This window comes from Terriglobales bacterium, from assembly GCA_035454605.1.
In the GTDB taxonomy this organism is placed as follows: domain Bacteria; phylum Acidobacteriota; class Terriglobia; order Terriglobales; family Acidobacteriaceae; genus DATMAB01.
This window is the reverse complement of the sequence record DATIGQ010000108.1, coordinates 1-2,074: the sequence shown is the minus strand read 5'-3', so window position 1 is coordinate 2,074 and position 2,074 is coordinate 1. Positions and strand designations below refer to the sequence as shown.

The window sequence follows — 2,074 nt, the reverse complement described above, 5'->3', positions numbered from 1 at the left end:
CTTACCGGAACACCGTGCAGCGGCCCCAGCTCGTCACCGCGCATCGCCGCCTCCTCAGCTGCTTGCGCGGCCCGGCGCGTTCCCTCCACGTCCATCGAGACGAAGGCATTCAACTGCGGATTCAGGCGTTCGATGCGCGCTAGGTGCGCGTCGGCCAGTTCTACCGGCGATATCTTTCGGGCGCGCACCTGCTGCGCCATGGTGGAAGCAGACAAACGGGTCAGATCAGACATGCCTTCGGGGTCCGACAGAAGAACGCAGTGAGAAACACGTCCTCTCGCGGCCAGCCATTGTCGCCGAACGAGCGGTTTCCGTGCAATCGAAGCTAGATTCCCGGCAAGCTGTGCAATCCTGCCTTGCCTGCTCGCCTGCGCACGACGTCGAGTAGATGCTTCTCCACATCAGCGTCCATGCTGGGTCGCGCGTAGCTGGCAACAAGCTCGCTCACACGTTCACGGGCACGCGCGAACATATCCTTCCCGCCGGAATCCCTCCACCGGCTGAGTGGCTCACGATCGATCGCTGGCGACGGCAGATATTGCTCGCTGCGGAAGAGCCGTCGCGTTTCCGGCAGCTTCAGGAAATCGGTCTGGTGCCCGGCGGCGCGGAATAGTTCTACCGCCAGACTGGCCGCATGCGGCTCGATCCCCTGCCGCAGCCTCATCGCCGCCCCAATGGCCTCGGCATCCATCACCAGCTTTTCCGCGCTCTGGCAAGCCAGGAAGTCCAGCATTCCCGCACCCGACACCATGTTGATTCCTGCCAACACGGCCAGCGCGGCAGCCATGCCGCTCTCCATGCCCGCCTGAGCGTCCGGGATTTTGGAGTCGCTTGCCACCAAGTAGCCATGCGTCGGGAGGCGCAGATGTTTGCCGATCTGCGCGCAGGCAGCGTTGAGCATGGCGGCCTCCATGGAACCCATGGGCGTGGTAGCCGTGCGCATGTCAAGAATCGAGGGCGCACCTCCCCAGACTACAGGCGCTCCCGGTTGCGCCAGTTGCTGGATGACCACACCACTCAGGCATTCCGCCGTGTGCTGAGCCAGTGCGCCAGCGAGCGTCACTGGCGCCGTCGCTCCTGCCAGCGGCACCGGCACGATCTCCGCCGGCACGCCGGCCCGGGCCAATTCGATCAGACTCGCGGCCGCAAAGTCAGACCAGGTCAATGGCGGCGAAGGGCAAACGTCGAACACCGCTCTCGGTTTCACGCGCAGGGCCTCGTGTCCGCCCGCGTCCGCGGCCAGCATGTCTATCATCACCGGCAGGTTCTCCAGTTCGAACGCGCCCGTCACCACGGGCTTCTCCGAGTACCAGAGCACCAAGAGAAGCCGGTAGAGGTCCTTGATCGACTCCGGCACATCGTCGCAAACGACAGCCGTGGACTGGGCCGCGTACTGCGGCAGCATCTCGGCCACCTGCACCAGTCGCACCAGGTCTGCGGATTTCGCCAGACGGTGCTCGAGCGTCTCCGCATCCAGTGCCTGCAGGCACGAAGACCCCGGAGCAAAATGTACGGCGTCGTTCCCATAACGCACGGTTGGCTTTCCCGAACGGTCGTGGAGCCAGAATTCTTGCGGCGCGGAAGAGGTTGCCCGGTGCGCTAGTTCTTGAGGGATGTGGACGACCTTGCCCTCCACGCGGGCTCCATGAGAGGCCAGCAGTTCGAGGGCTACTTCGGTCTGCACGCGCACCCCGATCTCGTCTAGAAGTTGATAGGCCTCTTCCAGGACGCGTTCTGCCAATGCGGGTTCGAGCAGTTGCAGTCGTGGTGGCATGGCCAAAACCTTAGATCACCGAGGTATTGAGGAGTGCTTTCACCAGACTCACGGCGCTGACCGCATCCTGGCCGTACCCGTCCGAACCGATTCCTTCCGCCCACTGTCGGGTGACTGGCGCTCCTCCGACGATCACTTTCACCCGCGGCCGCAATCCCGCGCGCTCGAGGTGCTCGACAAGATGCCTCTGGCCCACCATCGTGGTGGTGAGCAGCGCCGACGCTCCCACGACGTCCGCCTCGACCTGCAAAGCTTTTGCGACGAATTGTTCAGGATCCACATTAACTCCCAGATCGAAGA

At 63.6% G+C, this 2,074-nt stretch carries 3 protein-coding genes; all 3 read right to left on the bottom strand.

Translation table 11 applies throughout. The annotated features are described in order from the left end of the window. Positions 1–233, bottom strand: a 233-nt coding sequence (locus tag VLE48_07580; protein HSA92855.1) for an amidase family protein, incomplete at its 3' end; no start/stop codon positions are given. 92 nt (positions 234–325) lie between these two features. Next, complete coding sequence (locus VLE48_07575; protein ID HSA92854.1) at positions 326–1,774, bottom strand: trimethylamine methyltransferase family protein; 1,449 nt, start codon at positions 1,772–1,774, stop codon at positions 326–328. Between the two features lie 10 nt (positions 1,775–1,784). Then, on the bottom strand, positions 1,785–2,074 hold a 290-nt coding region (locus VLE48_07570), incomplete at its 5' end, for a cobalamin-dependent protein (protein ID HSA92853.1).